Source organism: Stenotrophomonas genospecies 5, from assembly GCF_054473825.1.
This window is the reverse complement of record NZ_JBTMUW010000001.1, coordinates 2,857,803-2,874,021: the sequence shown is the minus strand read 5'-3', so window position 1 is coordinate 2,874,021 and position 16,219 is coordinate 2,857,803. Positions and strand designations below refer to the sequence as shown.

The window sequence follows — 16,219 nt, the reverse complement described above, 5'->3', positions numbered from 1 at the left end:
GCGCCGATGGAACCGCAGATCCGCATCGATGGTCGTGTCTTCGCCTACGTCTTTCCCTGTGCCTGGGAGGATTACGCCAAGATCGGCTTCTCGCGTGACCCGCTCGGTCGCATCAGCGCACTGCATCGGCGCTGGTTCGAGTTCTTCGATCTGTGCGCCGGGGCGCTGGTGGAGGCGGAAACCGAGCGCGATGCGCGTGACCTGGAGCTGCAGCTGCGTGCCCCCTTCCGAGCCCATCGCGCGCCGGCACCGATGACCGTGCAGGACAAGGCCGGCGGACGCACCGAATGGGTGCGTGGCGCGAACCAGGCCTTGTCCGATGCTGTGCGTACGCTGGATGGGCGCGGATATCGGACCTTCCCGCTGCGCCCCTGGCTGCGCGCCGCCATGGTCCAGCGGCTGGATCGCCTGCATGACTGGGCCGCCCTGCAGCTGCCGGAAGAGGAAAGCCTGCGCATGACGGGCAGCCCCGGACCGGCGGTGCTGCGCGATACCCTCGATGGCTATCGCGCGCTGGACATCGACCCGCTGCCATCGCTGCCGCCCCATGTGCAGGCCTGGTACGGGCACTAGCGGCCCGGCCCCTGTGAGCCCGCCGCTGTCGCGCTCAGCGCGGGGCGGGGCAGGTGGGGCAAGGCACCTTTGCCGCAGCTGGACGGTCGAGGTGTGTGGTCCGGTACGGCTTTCCCGGTACCCCGGTCGTGCTGGCCACCGGCGTGGCCAACTGGCGGGCCAGCTCGGCGCTTGCGATGTGACCGTGCAGGAACAACAGACTGCTGAAGATGTTCATGATCGTCGCTCCACTTGAGTGGATTGAACGATACGGGCAGCATGAGGACGCAAAAAGCGACATTTCCGCAAGCTTGACTTGAACAGAATTCAAGCCTCATGTCCCGCCCACCCCTCCATGCCCTGCAGGGTTTCGTGGCTGCCGCGCGCCTGGGCAACCTGTCACGCGCCGCGGCGTCGATGAACCTGACCGTCAGCGCGCTCAGCCACCAGATGCGGCAGCTCGAAGAACGCCTCGGCCAGCCGCTGCTGGTCCGCCAGGCGCGTGGGGTCGCACTGACCCTGGAGGGCCAGCGCCTGCTCGATCGGGTCGGGCCGCACCTGGATGCAATCAACGAGGTGTTCCAGCGCTACGCCGCGCGCGCCGAACATGTGCTGACGATCAGCGCCGTACCGTCGATGGCCTCCGCATGGCTGGTGCCACGGCTGGGTCATTTCGTCGCCGCACACCCGCAGATCGAGATCAACCTGCAGTCCAGCGAACGCCTTGTCGATTTCGATCGGCAGCTGCAGTTCGACGCGGCCTTGCGCGTAGGCGGCGGGCAATGGGCCGGGCTGGTGGTCGAGCGGCTGTTCGATGAGTGGCTGGTGCCGATGGCCAGCCCGGCGCTGATCGCGCGGATGGGCGGCATCGACCGTGCTCCACTGGCGCAGTGGCCGCTGCTGGGCGATCCGGATGGCGCATGGGCCGCGTGGTTTGCCCTGATCGGGCAGAGCCCCCCTTCGCGGTTCGTGGCGGTGCTCGACGATTCGGAAGCGCATCACCGTGCAGCGCTCGATGGCGTCGGTGTGGCCCTGGGCCGGCTGACGCGCGCGCGCCTGCTGCTGGATTCGGGCCAGCTGGTCGCGCTGTCGGAGCAGCGGCTGAAAACCGCCTGGCCGCACTGGCTGGTGTATCCGCAGCGCTCGGCGCGCCACCGTGGATTCCTCGCCTTCCGTGAGTGGTTGCATGCGCAGGCCAGCGAGCATGCGCGGCACATGGAGACGCAGGGCTGATCCGGCCCGGCGCACGCAGCCACCTGTCGCGTGCTGCGGGCCACTGCTGCGTCATCGCACCAGGGTGACCGCCTGTCCGGAACGTGCGAAAGCGTCCTCGAGCAGGGGCCCTGCCTTGATCGCCTCGACCTCGTCGAACAGGGCCCGCAGGGCGGCAGCGGGGCGCGCCGCAGGTGCGGCCACGGCCTGCTGGATCGCAGTGAAGCGGTCGGCGAGCACGCGGTGTCCCGGATGCTGCAGTGCCCAGGCCTGCAGTGGCTGGCGCACGCCAGCGGCGGCATCCAGGCGCCGTGCGTCAAACAGATCGATGGCCGCCGCTGACGTGTCGGCACGCTCGATCGTGGCGTGCCGCAGTTCCCGGCTCAGGAACAGATCGTAGGCGGCACCGCGGCCAACGGCGATACGCAGCCCATCGCGATCCAGATCGGCCACCTGCCGCGCCGGACTGTCCTCGTGCACCAGGTAGGTTCCTTCGATCTCCACATACGGTGCACTGAAGGCGATGCGGCCGGCACGTGCCGGATCGATGGCGAGAAAGGCCAGGTCCCATGCGTCGTCGGCTGCCGCCGCGACCACCGATGCGGCCGCATCGTGACAGGTGAATCGCGCCTGCACGCCCATCCGCTGCGCCAGCGCGGTGGCCAGCTCCACCGAGGGGCCGCGCGGCGATCGTGCGTCGCCCTGCGCAAGGACCGGATTGCCCAGATTGATGGCGACGCGCAGATGGCCCAGTGGCGCCAGTGCACTTCGGTGATCGGCCAGGGTCATGCAGCGCTCCGCGAAGGGTGGGCAGGCCAGCATGCCCGCAACGATGCGCACGGAATGTCAGGGCGGCGCTATCCTGCGACGATGCACCCCATCGCGCATGTCGAGATTCCGGCCAGCGACCTGGCTCGCGCCATCGCCTTCTACCTGCAACTGCATGATGCCGGCCACTGGCGGGTGGCCGAGATCTGCGACAGCGAGGGCAACCGCATTGCGCTGCAGGCGCCGGTGACGTTGTAACCCGGGCACCGTGCCGCGCGGTGCTACCGTGATGCGGCGTGCGAGCGCTGCAGCCAATCGGTGATCGCCGGATCGAGCCGCGCATCGTCCGGCACGCGCAGGCCGAATGCCGACTGCAGCACGTCGCGCACGTCGGCGGCATCGCGCAGCGGGCGCTTGAGCGGCGCTTGCCCGGGGCGGTACTCGGTGTAGTTGCCACTGCCGATGGTGCGCCGCCAGTCCGGGCCGGCCAGTGACGCGCGCAGCTGGCCGGGGAAACCCGAATCCGGGTGCGTGCACACGTACCAGTTGGCCACCACGTTGTCGATCGGCGCTGGCGGCCGCAGGTCGAAGCGGTACATCGCCCGCCATGCGTCGCCCGCCTGGGCGGAAAGCACGAAGTCGTCCTCACCCGCCAGCTGCTGCAGCTGGAAAGACTCGTGCGGCGTGGCCTGCGGCGCCGTTTCGTACAGCCGCAGCGGCACCGTCGGCGTCAGGCCACCGAAGCCGGCATCGACCAGCCAGTCCTCTCCCTCCACGTGCACGCGCAGCAGCAGGTGGGTACGCGCCGTCGGGGCATTGTCCTGTGCCGCCAGCAGCACGCGCGCGCTCAGCGGCTGTGCGTCGAAGCCCACTGCCTGCAGGAGCGCCAGCAGGCCGCCGTTGAGTTCAAAGCAGTAACCGCCGCGCTGCTGGTCGAGCAGCTTGTGCTGCACGCTGTCCAGATCGATCGGCACCGCGTCGCGCAGCAGGCTGCTGAGGGTTTCAAAGGGGAGCAGGGCGTTGTGGCGCTGCACCAGCAGGGTCAGTCCGGCAAGGTCCAGCGACGGCGGAGCATCCAGTTGCAGGCGCTGCAGATAACGGGGGACGTCGAGCGGGGTCATGGCGAGGGCGGCCGGTGGGAAGAATCCCACTGTGCAACCGCAACCGGGGTTGAGGTCAAGCGCGGGCGCTGTGTCACGTCTCCGTCGCCTGGGGCCGGTACAAAGAGCGCAACCGGCACGGTGCGTGCCACGGCATCGGCAATGTGCCTAAAGTTGCCGCCGGTCAGGCCGATACAGGTGCGTCCTTCCGCCTGGAGTCTGTGATGTCGGCCGCCGTCCCCCTTCGGTCCCTGCGCACCCGTCTCATCGCGATGCGCTCGGCGTTTCCACGCCTGCTGGTCTGGCTGCAGCCGCATCGACTCAGCGTGGCCAACAAACTCAAGGCCACCCTGCTGGTCTGCGGCGCGGGCCTGGTGGCGATCGCCGCCGTCCATGCCTGGACCGGCCATGCCAGCAGTCAGGCCGCACGCAGCCAGGCCAGTTACCAGCGTGGCAGCGATCTGGCCGCACGCCTGGCGACACGGGTGGCGGAGGCGCGTCGCCTGCAGACCCAGTATGCACGCAGTTTCGACGATGCTGACCGCAGCCAGCTGCAGGCGGCCCAGCAGGCACTGCAGGTCGATCTGAAGGCGCTCAGGGCGATGCCGATGGATGCGGGTCGCCGCAAGGCATTGCAGGCGCTCACCGAGGCCGCCGAGGGATTCTCGCAGGGAGTGGCCGCGCTGTTCGAACGTGTGGACGAGATGGGGCGTGGTGATGCGGGCCTGGCTGCACAGCTGCAGCAGGCCGCCGATGCCCTGCAGCAGCAGGTGGATGGCCTGGACCGGCCGGCACTGGCGCTGCACCTGCAGAAGATGCGGCGCCAGGAAGCGCTGCTGCTGCTCGATGGCGATTCGACTCATGCCGACCGCGCCAGCGAAGAGAAGCTGCCGTTCGATCTGGCGCTGGCGGGGTTGCCGCCCGACGTGCAGGAGGCGCTCCGCAGCGGCATGGACGCCTATCAGTCGGCACTGCTCGGCTATACCGCTGCCCGCGTCGGCCTTGACGTGGAGACGCAATCGCTGATGGAGACGGCTGCCGGCGTGGCGCCCGCGCTCGCCGCCTTCCAGCAGGCACAGGTGAATGCGCTGGCCCTGGCGCAGGCGCGGCAGCAGGCCGGTGCACGCACCATGAGCGTGCTGTTCGCCCTCACCCTGCTGCTGGTGGCCGGCGTGCTGATCACCAGCCTGCTGCTGGTGCTGCGCGCGGTGCGCAGGCCGATCCAGGACACCCTGCGGTTCGCCAGCGACATCGCCGATGACCGGCTCGATACCACGTTGCGCGTGCACAACGCCAACGACGAGATCGGCCAGCTGGCACAGCGCCTGGTGGACATGCAGCAGCGGCTGCGTGCGCGCATCGAGACCGAGCGTGCGATGGCCCGTGGCAACACGCGCGTACGCCAGGCCCTGGACTGCGCGCAGACCGGGCTGATGGTGGTCGATGCCGAAGGCCAGGTGGCCTACGCCAATCCTGCGTTGCGGCACGTGCTGGGCCTGCAGGCCGACGCGCTGGTCGGCACTGACGCGCGGGACCTGCATCCGGCCCTGGCCAGCCTGGTAGACGCGCGCCACCGCCAGGAGCGGGAAATCAGTCATGCCGGTGTGCGCTATCAGTTGATCGCCAATGCCATCGTCGATGACGACCAGTTCCTGGGCGTGGCGCTGGAGTGGCGCAGCCGTGCGCTGGAAACGCTGCTGGAGACCGAGGTGGCGGCACTGGTCGACGCTGCCGCGCAGGGTGACCTGCACGGGCGCATTTCGCTGCAGGGCAAGCACGGTTTCGTGCATACGCTGTCCACCAGCATCAACCGCCTGCTGTCCACCTTTGAAACCAACCTGGGGGACCTGCAGGCATTGCTGGCGGCGTTGGCCCGTGGGGATCTCAGCGTGCGCATGGAAGGTGAGCTGCAGGGCGTGTTCGCACGCATGCGCGACGACGCCAATGCAACCGTCGCACAGCTCGGCCGCATCGTGACCCGCATCCAGCGCGCCGCTGCCAGCCTGGACAGCGGTGTCGGTGAAATCGTTGCCGGCCATCACGACCTCTCGCAGCGTACCGAGCAGCAGGCGGCCAATCTGGAAGAGACCGCAGCCTCGATGCATGAGCTGACCGACACCGTCGGCCGCAACGCCGATGCCGCCGGACGTGCCGACGCGCTGGTGCAGGGGGCTGCAGCGGTTGCACAGCGGGGTGGGGTGGCCGTCGGTCAGGTGGTGGAGACCATGCAGGGCATCAGTGAAGCATCGCACCGCATCGGGGACATCACCCAGTTGATCGACGGCATCGCATTCCAGACCAACATCCTTGCGCTCAACGCCGCCGTGGAGGCTGCGCGTGCCGGAGAGCAGGGCCGCAGTTTCGCGGTGGTGGCGGCGGAAGTGCGTCTGCTCGCGCAGCGCAGTGCCGAGGCAGCCAGGCAGATCAAGGCGCTGATCGAGGATTCCGTGGCACGCGTCGGCCAGGGCAGCGTGCAGGCCGCGCAGGCGGGCACCACCATGGACGAGATCGTCGGCAGCGTGCAGCAGCTGGCGGACCTGCTCGCTGGCATCCGCAGCGCCTCGCAGGATCAGCACGCAGGCATCGCCCAGGTGAACCACGCCATCGTGCAGATGGAGGCCAGTACCCAGCGCAATGCCAGCCTGGTGGAAGAAGCCGGCTCGTCGACCGCGCAGATGCAGGCGCAGGTGCGCGCGCTGGCCGAAGCCGTGTCCGCGTTCCGCCTGCAGCCGGACCGTCAGGCCCGCGCGGCGGCGTGATCGCGTCCGCCGCCGGGTCCAGCCCGGCGGCGCGGCTCAATACACGTCGCGCCGGTAGCGGCCGCTCTCGAGCAGCGTTTCCACCACCTCGTCACCGAGCGCGCCCCGCAGTACCTGATCCACGCCCTCGGCCATGCCCTGCAGCGAGCCGCAGACATGGATCACGGCGCCACGCTGCATCCATTCCCGCAGTTCATCGCAGGCCGACCGCAGGCGGTCCTGGACGTAACCGCCCGCTGCGTCGCGCGAGAACGCCAGGTCGACCCGGATCAGATGGCCCTGCGCCTGCCATGCGCTCACCTCATCGGCGAACAGGAAGTCATGAGCGCGCTGGCGCTCGCCGAACAGCAGCCAGTGGCCGTGCTCGCCTGCGTGTGCCGCCTCGCGCAGCAGGCCGCGCAGGCCGGCGATGCCGGTGCCGTTGCCGATCAGCACCATGGGTGCGCCCGGCACGCGATGGAAGCCGGGGTTGCGGTGCACGCGCGCGGCGATGTGCGCGCCTGCCGGCGCATGCAGCGACAGCCAGCCCGAACCCAGCCCCGGGCGCCCGTTGTTGTCGTGCACCAGGCGCACGACCAGTTCCACCATGCGATCGGCCGGGCAGGAGGCGATCGAATACTCGCGGCCCGGCAGTACGGGCAGGGCCGTCAGCCAGCGTCCGGCATCCTGCACCTGCAGCGCACTGGCCGCGTCCGGCAGTTCGCGTTCGCTGGCCAGGCACTGCAGGGTCTGCGTGCCGCCTTCGATCAGCAGCGGTTGCAGCGGGTCCAGTCCATGCGCCAGCAGTACCGCACGGGCATGCGCGGCGCTGTGCCGCGGCGCGATGTGCAGGATGTCGCCGGCCTGCCACTGCACGTCATCCGGCGCGGCCAGCCGGATCCGCCAGATCGGACCACCGACGCTGCCCGGGTTCAGCTGCTGGCGATCCAGCAGCTGCCAGTCGTGCATGCGGGTGGCCGCCGGCAGCACGCTGTCGTCGGCAGCAATGCCGGTCAACAGGCCGAGCTGCTGCTGCCACTGGCGCAATGCCGCGACCGATGCAGCGTCCACGTCGATGCGGTCGAACATCGCGCGGGCACCGTTGCCCAGCAGCCACGCATCGAACTGGCGGCCGAAGGCGCAGTAGTGCGGGTACTGGCGGTCGCCCAGCGCGAGCATGCCGAACCGCAGTGTGGCCAGGTCCAGGGATCGGTCCAGCAGCTGGCGCGAGGCACGTCGTGCCGAATCCGGCGGCTCGCCGTCACCAAAGGTACTGAGCACGAACAGCGCGTGGCTCGCCGCCTGAAGACGGTGCGCGTCGATCCTTGCCAGCGGCAATACCTGCACCGCCTGTCCGCTGGCCTGCAGCTGCGCTGCCGCGCGCCATGCCAGCTGTTCGGCCAGGCCGCTCTGGCTGGCATGCACCACCAGCCATGCGGCGCCGTTGGCTGCGGCCGCCGGCAGTGGCTGGCGCAGCGCACGTGCGGCGCGCTGGCTGCGGCGACGGTCGAGATAGAGCAGCCAGCCGGTGATGAAGAACAGGCTCATGCCCAGGCTGCTGAGCATCACGATGATGCGCCCGGGAATCCCGAAGTAGCTGCCCGAGTGCAGCGCGAACACGCTGGTAGCCAGCTGACCGCCAGCGCCCTGGCGCGCGTAGGGACGCGCGTCCAGAATCGCACCGCTGGCAGGGTCGAGCTGCAGCAGATCGTGCGCGCGATCATGATGGCCGCCGCGCAATGCTGGATCGCCCGCCATGGTCCGCACATTCAGTGCCTGGCCGGGCTTCTCGGGCAGCCGCAGGTCGATGTAACCGGTGCGCACCCCGGCCTGCGCGTACAGCGTCGTTTCCACGCGGCGCAGGTCGAGCACGGCGCCGGCATCGATCACCTGCTTGGCCGGTGGCGCCACGCCGAGCAGGGCATTGGCCGCGCTGCGATACCAGTCGAACGACCACCACAGGCCGGTCAGGGCACTCATCAGGTAGATCAGCAGCACCCAGGTGCCGGCCACCGAATGCAGGCTCCACAGGAAGCCGCGGCCGCTGCGCTTCCATTCCACGGCCAGCCAGCTTCGCCAGTGCCACCAGCGGCGGGGCCAGCGCAGGTAGAGCCCGGACAGCGTGAAGAACAGCAGGGCGATCGCGCAGCTGCCGGTGATCCATTTTCCGCGCTCGCCCGCGGCGAGGTGGCGGTGCAGGTCTTCGACGAAGTCGAAGAAGGCCTGCCCGCGCAGGGCGCTGAAGCGCTCGCCGCTGTAGGGGTCGAAGTACACCCAGTGCGCTTTGCCGCCGGCGAAACGGGCCACCGATGGGCGCTGGCCGCTGGCATCCACGCGCAGCCGCTGCAACGGCCGTTTGCTGTCGGCCTGCAGCATCGGCACCAGCTCGCTCAGGGGCAGCGGCTGCTGGCCTTCGGCGTGATGTTCGGCGATGGCGGCGAAGCCGGGGTTGGCGGCGCGCAGCAGTTCATCTTCAAAAGACAGGGCTGCGCCGCTCAGGCCCATGATGGCCAGAACGGTGCCGGCCGTGATGCCCAGCAGCCAGTGCAGTTGGAACAGGACGTTCTTGAACATCGGGGGATGAAAGCCAGGAGGGCTGCCGCCCGCATCCTGCGCAACAGCAAATGAGAATTAGTCGCGTAATTCTCGGGGGCGCCCTGCCTGCGGTCAAGCCGGTGGGTGGCGCCAGCGACGGGGCCTTCCATGGCCACCGTTGCGCGCACTTGCACCTGCGTCAGAACTTCCAGCCCACCCGCGTGTAATAGAACCCGCCGTTGAATCCGTAGGGCGAATGCACCGGATACTGCGCACCGGCCACGCCCCCCCAGGGGTTGCTGGCCGGCACACGGTCGAACAGGTTCTGCGCGCCCACGCTGACGTACAGGCCCGAATCGAACTTCCAGCCCACCTCCGCATCCACGATCAACGCGCTGCCCCCGTAGATCGGCAGGCCGCCGTCCTCGGCGGAGATCACGCCGCTGTCCAGGTGATCCTCGTACCAGCTGCTGTAATAGTTGAACCGGAGATTGGCGTGGAAGATCTGCCGCTGGTGATTGATGCTGAAGTAGCCCTTGGTCCTGGGCAGCGATTTCTCCAGCTTGTACACGCGCGCTTCGTCGATGAAGTCGGTGTCGTAGCGGTCCACCTTCGTGCGGTTCCAGTTGGCCGCCAGCGAGTAGGTGGTGACCCCGCCGAAGTGGTTGCTCTTGAAGCTGGTCACCAGGTCCACGCCGGTGGTGGTGGTATCGAAGGCGTTGCCGAAGTAGGTCACCTGCGAGATGGACGCGGCTTCCGCATTGCCGCCGGCCACCAGCGCCGCACGCTCCTCCGGAGTGACTGCAAAGCTGGTGCTCAGGGCAATGCGGTCTTCCACCTTGATCTGATAGCCGTCCAGGGTGACCAGCCAGTCACCTTCGGTCCACACCGCACCCAATGACACATTCCTGGACTCTTCCGGAGTAAGCGGCTGCGCGCCCTTGAGCTGGGCAATCGGATTGGTCGGCGGCAGGGTGGCGATGTCTTCCAGTGCGGTACCGCCGAACACGGTGCTGATCTGGCTGATGTTGGCCTGGCCGGGCGTTGGTGCACGGAAGCCGGTGTTGTAGGCGCCGCGCAGAGCGAAGTGCTCGTTGAAGTCGAAGCGCGCGGTGAGCTTGCCGGTGGTGGTGCTGCCGAACGAATCGTAGTCCTCGTAGCGCAGCGCACCGGCCAGCAGCAGCCGCTCGGTGAGCTGGGCTTCCAGGTCGGCGTAGGCGGCCCAGTTGCGACGATCAAAGGTGCCGGCGGTGCGCGTGCTGAAGCCGTTGAACCCGTTGGAGCCCAGCGCGAAGCCCTGCTCGGTCAGCGGCCCGATGGCCGTGGATGGGCCGTCTCCCGGGCTGATCCTGAAGCTCTCCTCGCGCCATTCGGCACCCATCGCCAGGCGCAGCGGCTGGCTGCTGAAGCTGACCGGGATGTCCCGGCTGACGTCCACATTGAGGTTCTTTTCGGTCTGGGTATTGCCACCCGGGCGGAAGAACAGCCCGGCCGGCTGGTCGGGACCGAGCGAGGCGTTGACGGTGTTGTAGATGGTGAACTCGATGTCGTTGCGTCCCCAGGAGCCGCTCACGTCCCAGTACCACTCACCCCAGGTGCCTTTGGCGCCGGCGAACACCGAGGCGTCTTCCAGTTTCCCGCCGAAGCGTGGGGTGAAGCCGCCGGGCAGGCTGGACAGGAAGGTAAAGCAGTTGGCGGGCAGGGCAGCCACCGCGCCGCTCACGGTGCCGTACGGCAGCAGGTTGCCGGCGCCATCGCGCAGGGCGATGGTGGGGCATGCGCCCACGCCGGTCAGGTTGCCCACCAGCAATGTCTGGCCGCCATCGTTGGAGTAGACGCCCGAACGTGCGGTGGGGTCGCGGTAGTAGAACCCGCCATCCACTTCACGCTTGGCGTAATTGCCGAACAGGTAGAACTCCACGTTCTCGGTGTCGTAACCGAGGTTGGCGACCAGCTTGAGGTCGTCGTCCACCTTCGGCGATCCCCAGATCTGCGCAGGATCTTTCACCCCGGGGTAGCCTGCCGCTGCGACCGCGGCGGCATCGTCGCGCTGCACGCTGCGCGAGGTGTCGTCGGCGTTGCGCCATTCGGCCGTAAGGGTGGCGAAGCCGTGCTCTGCGAGCGGTAGGCCGATCTGCGCCGAGTACTGGGTGGTGAGCCCGTCGCCCTCGTAGTACTGGCCGGCGAACACCTCGGCGGTGCCGCCTTCGCGCAGCTTCTTCAGGCTGAAGTTGAGCACGCCGGCAATGGCGTCCGAGCCGTATTGTGCTGCTGCGCCGTCGCGCAGCACGTCCACCTGTTCCAGCGCCAGCGAGGGGAACACGGACAGGTCCGGTCCCTGTGCGCCGTCGGACAGTCCGTGGCCGAGGAACGTGATCACCGCCGAGCGGTGGAAACGCTTGCCGTTGACCAGCAGCAGGGTGTTGTCCGGCGGCAGGCCACGCAGGTTGGCCGGACGCACCAGGCTGGCCGCATCGTCGATGGGAATCGTGCTGACGTTGAAGGAAGGCACGAGCACTTTGAGCTGGTCGAGGGCGTCGGTCGCGCCCTGGTTGCGGAACTCTTCACCGCTGATGATGTCGATCGGCACCGCCGACGAGGACACCGTGCGCGGTTTGGTGCGGCTGCCCAGTACCGAAACGGTATCCAGGGTGGTGGCCGCGTCGGGCGTCGTCGATGTGCCGCTGTCCTGCGCCCGTGCAACGGGGCTGGTGGACAGCAGCGCGGTGGCGAGGGCCACCATTACTGCGGATGCCAATGGCGTGATTGCGTCTGGAGCCTGAACACTTCTGCGAATTCCGTGTTTCATGCATGCACCCTGCAGTCGATTTGAGTGGTTTGTCGGTCAGTCGTTCATCCTGTTGGTTCTCCTTGCAGCCAGGGCCCTGGTCGCTAAACGCAGAATTAACAGAACGTAAACCGTACTGCAACGAATCTTTCGTTTTAAGGCGCCAAGACGCGGAATGGATCGCAAAACAGCCTTATATGGTTGCTCAAGGCATGTACTATGTGCCCAAGGCAACCATCAGGAACGTCCCCGTGTCTGCGCTCACTTCCGATCCCGTCGCACAGGTCCGCGCCTTCAACCGCTTCTACACCCGCAGGATCGCGGTGCTCGAGGAGCGTTTGCTGCACAGCGACTTCACCCTCACCGAGGCGCGGGTGCTGTTCGAACTGGCGGCGGGCCAGGGCATCACGGCTGCGCAGCTGGGCCATCGGCTGGACCTCAACGCGGGCTACCTCAGCCGGCTGCTGAGCGGGCTGCAGGCGCGCGGTCTGGTTCAACGCGAACCGTCGCTGATGGATGCGCGCGCGAACCGGCTGGTGTTGACCGAGGCGGGCCGCGCCGCCTTCGCACAGCTGGATGCAGCGTCCAGCGAAAGCGTCGCTGCCATGCTGGGAGATATCAGCGAAGCAGGATGCCAGCGCCTTCTTGAGGCGATGGCGCACATCCAGGCACTGCTGGGAGGTGCATCGTCGGATTGCGTGCTGCGCGATCCCCGCCCCGGCGACATGGGCTGGGTGATCCAGAAGCACGGCGCGCTGTATGCACGCGAATTCGGATGGAACGCGGAGTTTGAAGCGCTGGTGGCCGACATCGTCACCCGCTACCTGCGCGAACACGACCCGCAGACCGAGCGCTGCTGGATCGCTGAACTGGACGGCACCCCGGTGGGGTCGGTGTTCGTGGTCCGGCACGACGCGCACAATGCCAAGCTGCGGCTGCTGCACGTCGATGCCAGCGCGCGCAGGCGGGGCATCGGGCAGCGACTGGTGGACGAGGCGATGAGCTTCGCGCGCGCGGTGGGCTACAAGCGCATGGTGCTGTGGACCAATGCCGCGCTCATCGACGCCCGCGCCCTTTACGAACGGGCCGGCTTCGAACTGATGACCGAGCAGCACGAGCAGCTGTTCGGCCAGCCACAGGTGTCCCAGCTCTGGGCGCGCTCACTGGTCTGACCGGGATCAGGACGCGTGGATGCCGGCCGCGGCCAGGCTTACAGCCGGGCCCACGTCCGGACTTCGCCGGCGGCAAACGGCCCCAGCTTCTGCTTCACGATGCGGCCCTGTGCATCCACCAGCACGCTGTAAGGCAGCAGCCCCTGGGCATTGCCCAGCTGCACGCTGGCATCGCGCGGACCGGGCGTCTCCAGCACGATCGGGTAGTCCACCGGCACCCGCTGCAGGAAGCGCTGCACATCTTCGGGTGTATCCAGCGCCAGCCCCAGCACCTGCACGCCGCCAGGTTGCTGCGCCTGCGCGAAGCGCGACAGTTCCGGCATTTCCTCGACGCAGGGCCCGCACCAGCTGGCCCAGACATTGATGAGCAGCGGCCGGCCGGCAAAACGCTGGCGCAGATCGAGCGGCTGTCCCTGCAGGTCCGGCAGCACCAGTGCGGGCAGGGCATCGCCTGCCTGCAGCACGGGCAGCGGTGCTGCAGGTGGCTGCACGTCTGGATCGCCAGCGTCCGCCGCCGGCACCTGCGTCAGCCGATGGCCGGCCCACAGGCCCAGGCCGGCAGCCAGCACCGCGGTCCACAGCAGCGCTGGCCGTTGCCACCTCATCGTGCGGTGCGCAGCAGCGCTTCTTCGACCACGGCCTGGGTAAGCAGGGTCGGCAGCACCGTCGGCGGTGCGCCGGGCCCGTACACCACGTAAAGCGGAACGCCCACGGCCTTGTGCTCATCGAGGAAAGCGGTGATCTGCGGGTCCACGTTGGTGTAGTCGCCGCGCATGTACACCGCGTTGGTGCGCCTGAGCAGCTCCCTGAACTCCGGTCGCGACAGCACGGCGCGCTCGTTCGCCTTGCAGCTCACGCACCAGTCGGCGGTCATGTTGACGAACACCACGCGGTTGTCGGCACGCAGGCGGTCGAGCAGCTGCGGCGAATACTCCACGACGTTCTCGCTGGTGGCCTGTGCCGCACGTGCCGGTGGCTTCAGCTGGGTCACGCCCCACACCGGTACCAGCGCGGCGATTGCCAGCAGCACGCCCAGCAGGCCGGCGGCGCGCTGGCTGCGCCAGCGGCTGCGCTCGAACAACCACAGGCCCAGGGCCAGCAGCAGCAGTCCGCCCAGCGCCAGCGCCATGCCGTCCACGCCACGCTGCTTGCCCAGCACCCACAGCAGCCACAGTGCGGTGGCATACATCGGGAACGCCAGCACGTGCTTGAGCGTTTCCATCCACGGGCCGGGCTTGGGCAGGCGCCGCGCGAGCGCCGGCACGAAGCCGATCAGCAGGAACGGCAGGGCCAGGCCAAGACCCAGGAACAGGAACACGGCCATCGCCTGTACGGGCGTGGCAACGAAGGCATAGGCGACCGCGCCTCCCATGAACGGACCGACGCACGCGCTGCCGACCACGCAGGCCAGCGCACCGGTGAAGAAATCGCCGGCCGGACCGCTGCGACGGGCGAGTGACTGGCCGAGGTTGCCCAGGCCACCGCCGAGGGTGAACACGCCGGACAGGCTCAGGCCAACCGCAAACATGATGTAGGCCAGTGCCGCGACCACGCCTGGGTGCTGCAGCTGGAAACCGATGCCCACCGCATTGCCAAGCATGCGCAGGCCGACCATCAGCGCGCCGATCACCGCGAAGGCGACCAGTACGCCCAGCGTGTACCACATGGCGTGGCTGCGGGCGCGCTCGGCGCTCTCACCGCTCTGTGCCAGGCCCAGCACTTTCAGCGACAGGATCGGCAGCACGCAGGGCATCAGGTTCAGTACGAGACCACCGGCCAGTGCCAGCAGCAGCACCCACAGGAACGAACGGTCCGGATCCGGGGTGGTGGCCGGCGGGCGGGTGCGCAGCGCGTTGTCGCCCCGCGCATCGGCGGCGAACCCTGCCTGCGCGCCGTCCACATCGGTACGCGCCGGTTCGCTGTTCGGCACGGTCGGCAGCAGGCGCAACGGGGTGCCGTTGGCAGCCTCGCGCGGTGCGGCGCTGCCCGCCGGCAGCGGTCGGATCATTTCGCTGCGTGGCGCAGGCTGGCCGGCGTGGGCGCTGATCTTTCCCGCGGGGATCGACAGCTTCACCCGGCGGGTCATCGGCGGGTAGCAGATGCCATCGGTCTGGCAACCCTGGAAGGTCACCACCAGTGTGCTGTCCACCGCGTCGGTCACCGTGCGGCGCAGCGGCAGCGGCACTTCGACCTGGTTGAAGTACACCGACACATCGCCGAAGTGCTCGTCGCGATGCGACTGCGCGGCGGGCCAGCGCGGCGTATCAGCCAGCACACCGGCACTGCCTTCCAGCTTCAGTGAAGTGCGATCGCGATACAGGTAGTAGCCCGGCGCGGGACTGAAGCGCAGCAGCAGGGTGTTGCCATCGCTGGCGATCGCGTCGAAGCCGAAGGCTTGTTCGGAGGGCAGCGGAAGCGCCTGGCTGTTGCTGCTGCCGGGCAGGCGCAGGCCACCACCGCTGCCGGCCCCGGCAAGCGGAGTGTTGAACGCGTTCACGCCGGTGACCCGCGCGGTTGGCAGGGCGGCTGCGGCGCCACCGCCACCACCGGGCAGTGTCACCTGGACCACGCGCTTCTGCGGCGGGTAGCAGACACCGGCATCGGCGCAGCCCTGGTAGCGCACTTCCAGGCTGAGGATGCCGGCCGCATCCGTCGGGGCGCCCGGCAGCGAAACCTGCAGGCGTTCGCGGTAGGTCTCGACCTCGCCGAAGAAATCGTCGTGGTGCTTGGTGCCGCTGGGCATCTGCAGCGCACCGGCATTGAAGGCCGGGTCGGCCTTGACGCTGGTGCGGTGGCGATAGAGGTAGTACCCCGGCGCGATCTTGAACTGCAGCTGGATCTGGTTCCGCTCCGGCGCACTGGCGGTGAGCGCGAACGCCTGGTCCACCGGCAGCAGATCTTTCTCGTCCAGGGCGAATGCAGGCAGGGCCAGCGAGAGCAGGGCGCACAGCGCGGCGGCACGGGCAAACAGATTCATCAAGCGGTGTCCTCCCGGGTCTGCGCCCGGATCCAATCCAGATAGGCCGGGAGTCCGGCCCGGGCTTCGACCGCGATGCACTCGGGGAGTTCATACGGATGCAGTTCGACGATCCGTGCCATCGCTGCCTCCACGCGGCTGGCCGTAGTCTTCACCAGCAGCTGCAGCTCGGCATCGGTAGTGACCTCGCCCTGCCAGCGGTAGGTCGACTGCGCCCCTTCCAGGCGCGTCACGCAGGCGGCCAGGCGCTCGCCGACCAGCGCATGCGCGATGCGCTCGGCACTGGCCCGGTCCGGGCAGGTGGTCAACAGCAGCAGGACGGGATCGACGGTCGGCATGACCGTCGAGTATAGGGCCGCCGCCGGATCAAGGTCCGG

Annotated in this window: 13 protein-coding genes; 5 read left to right on the top strand and 8 right to left on the bottom strand. The window is 68.5% G+C overall.

What is annotated here, in order from left to right:
- Positions 1 to 6 precede the first annotated feature (6 nt).
- Positions 7 to 573 (top strand): GIY-YIG nuclease family protein, encoded by a 567-nt coding sequence (locus ACX9OW_RS13205; RefSeq protein WP_459062377.1) that lies wholly within the window; start codon positions 7 to 9, stop codon positions 571 to 573.
- A gap of 34 nt (positions 574 to 607) precedes the next feature.
- On the opposite strand, the gene ACX9OW_RS13200 is transcribed toward ACX9OW_RS13205, so the two are convergent.
- Positions 608 to 790, bottom strand: a complete 183-nt coding sequence (locus tag ACX9OW_RS13200) for a hypothetical protein (RefSeq protein ID WP_459062376.1) — start codon at positions 788 to 790, stop codon at positions 608 to 610.
- Positions 791 to 888: 98 nt separating this feature from the next.
- Between ACX9OW_RS13200 and ACX9OW_RS13195 the strand changes: the two genes are divergently transcribed.
- Positions 889 to 1,785, top strand: coding sequence for a LysR substrate-binding domain-containing protein (locus ACX9OW_RS13195; RefSeq protein ID WP_065174425.1), 897 nt, complete (start codon positions 889 to 891; stop codon positions 1,783 to 1,785).
- Between the two features lie 51 nt (positions 1,786 to 1,836).
- On the opposite strand, the gene ACX9OW_RS13190 is transcribed toward ACX9OW_RS13195, so the two are convergent.
- Complete coding sequence (locus ACX9OW_RS13190; RefSeq protein WP_459062375.1) at positions 1,837 to 2,553, bottom strand: transporter substrate-binding domain-containing protein; 717 nt, start codon at positions 2,551 to 2,553, stop codon at positions 1,837 to 1,839.
- An 81-nt stretch (positions 2,554 to 2,634) separates the two neighbouring features.
- Here ACX9OW_RS13190 and ACX9OW_RS13185 point away from each other — a divergent pair, with 81 nt between their 5' ends.
- Positions 2,635 to 2,790 (top strand): VOC family protein, encoded by a 156-nt coding sequence (locus ACX9OW_RS13185; protein WP_253119270.1) that lies wholly within the window; start codon positions 2,635 to 2,637, stop codon positions 2,788 to 2,790.
- Between the two features lie 23 nt (positions 2,791 to 2,813).
- On the opposite strand, the gene ACX9OW_RS13180 is transcribed toward ACX9OW_RS13185, so the two are convergent.
- Positions 2,814 to 3,653 (bottom strand): arylamine N-acetyltransferase family protein, encoded by an 840-nt coding sequence (locus tag ACX9OW_RS13180; protein ID WP_065181569.1) that lies wholly within the window; start codon positions 3,651 to 3,653, stop codon positions 2,814 to 2,816.
- 203 nt (positions 3,654 to 3,856) lie between these two features.
- On the opposite strand from ACX9OW_RS13180, the gene ACX9OW_RS13175 reads away from it, so the two are divergent.
- On the top strand, positions 3,857 to 6,391 hold the full coding sequence (locus tag ACX9OW_RS13175) for a methyl-accepting chemotaxis protein (protein WP_459062374.1): 2,535 nt from the start codon (positions 3,857 to 3,859) through the stop codon (positions 6,389 to 6,391).
- Positions 6,392 to 6,427: 36 nt separating this feature from the next.
- Here the strand turns inward: ACX9OW_RS13175 and ACX9OW_RS13170 are convergent, their stop codons facing one another.
- Together ACX9OW_RS13170 and ACX9OW_RS13165 are read right to left on the bottom strand one after the other, a co-directional pair.
- Complete coding sequence (locus ACX9OW_RS13170) at positions 6,428 to 8,944, bottom strand: PepSY domain-containing protein (protein WP_459062373.1); 2,517 nt, start codon at positions 8,942 to 8,944, stop codon at positions 6,428 to 6,430.
- Between the two features lie 160 nt (positions 8,945 to 9,104).
- A complete protein-coding gene (locus tag ACX9OW_RS13165) occupies positions 9,105 to 11,648 on the bottom strand; it encodes a TonB-dependent receptor plug domain-containing protein (protein ID WP_111186272.1) in 2,544 nt (847 codons plus the stop codon).
- A gap of 296 nt (positions 11,649 to 11,944) precedes the next feature.
- Between ACX9OW_RS13165 and ACX9OW_RS13160 the strand changes: the two genes are divergently transcribed.
- Positions 11,945 to 12,865, top strand: coding sequence for a bifunctional helix-turn-helix transcriptional regulator/GNAT family N-acetyltransferase (locus ACX9OW_RS13160; RefSeq protein WP_459062372.1), 921 nt, complete (start codon positions 11,945 to 11,947; stop codon positions 12,863 to 12,865).
- A 38-nt stretch (positions 12,866 to 12,903) separates the two neighbouring features.
- Here ACX9OW_RS13160 and ACX9OW_RS13155 read toward each other — a convergent pair whose 3' ends face one another.
- From ACX9OW_RS13155 to cutA, 3 genes are read right to left on the bottom strand one after another with little or no spacing between them, the layout of a single operon-like run.
- Positions 12,904 to 13,470: a TlpA family protein disulfide reductase gene (locus tag ACX9OW_RS13155; protein WP_459062371.1), complete on the bottom strand. Its 567-nt coding sequence runs from the start codon at positions 13,468 to 13,470 to the stop codon at positions 12,904 to 12,906.
- Positions 13,467 to 15,845 (bottom strand): protein-disulfide reductase DsbD family protein, encoded by a 2,379-nt coding sequence (locus ACX9OW_RS13150; RefSeq protein ID WP_459062370.1) that lies wholly within the window; start codon positions 15,843 to 15,845, stop codon positions 13,467 to 13,469. Before ACX9OW_RS13150 ends, ACX9OW_RS13155 begins: the two co-directional genes overlap by 4 nt.
- Positions 15,842 to 16,180, bottom strand: a complete 339-nt coding sequence (gene cutA / locus ACX9OW_RS13145) for a divalent-cation tolerance protein CutA (RefSeq protein ID WP_053515713.1) — start codon at positions 16,178 to 16,180, stop codon at positions 15,842 to 15,844. The genes ACX9OW_RS13150 and cutA overlap by 4 nt, the downstream gene beginning before the upstream one ends.
- Positions 16,181 to 16,219: the final 39 nt, after the last annotated feature.